The organism is Corallococcus sp. AB045 (genome assembly GCF_003668895.1).
Taxonomy (GTDB): Bacteria; Myxococcota; Myxococcia; order Myxococcales; family Myxococcaceae; genus Corallococcus; species Corallococcus coralloides.
On sequence record NZ_RAWN01000432.1, the window covers coordinates 1 to 724 of the forward strand.

The 724-nt window shown below is 68.4% G+C and carries 1 protein-coding gene; it reads right to left on the reverse strand.

Annotated elements, in window-relative coordinates; translation table 11 throughout:
- Positions 1-724 (reverse strand): aldo/keto reductase (locus D7Y21_RS41330; RefSeq protein WP_147469544.1); only part of this gene is annotated, 724 nt, incomplete at both ends.

The following is a 724-nucleotide window of genomic DNA, read 5'->3' on the forward strand; positions in this document are numbered from 1 at the left end:
GTCGGACGTGGGGGGGATGGGGCAGTTCACGGCGGGGTGGCCCAGGATGAACTTGAGGAAGAACTGGGCCCAGCTGGAGCAGTCGAACTCCGCGGCCCAGTCCGGCAGGGGCCGGCCCTTCATCTTTCGGAAGAGGTTGCCCTTGTCGAAGGGCTCCATGACGAGCACGGCCACGCCGTGCTCCTTCGCCGCGGGCAGCAGGCGCGCTTCGGCGTCGCGCATCGCGAGTGAGTAGGGCAGCTGCACGAAGTCCAGCTTGCTGCCCTGGATGTGCTTCTCCAGGTCATCGAAGGCGCTGCGCAGGTAGTGGGTGACGCCCACGTAGCGGATCTTCTTCGCGGCCTTCATCTCCCGCAGCACGGGCAGGTGCACGTCCACGTCCAGCAGGTTGTGCACCTGCATCAGGTCCATGCGGCCGTGGCCCATCTTCTGGAGGGACGCTTGGAGCTGCGCCGCCCCTTCCGCCTTGCCGCGTGTCCAGACCTTGGTGGCGAGGAACGGGGTCTTCTCCTGGCCGGACTGCTTCAGCAGGTCGCCCACGACGGCCTCGGAGCGGCCGTACATGGGGGACGAGTCGATGAGGCGCGCTCCCGACGCGAGGAACTTCTGGAGGACCTGGGCCAGGGGCGCGCGTTCGTTCGCGGCGCCGCCAACGTCGAAGGTCTGCCAGGTGCCCATGCCGATGACGGGCAGGGCTTCGCCGGAGCTGGGGATGGGGCGGGTG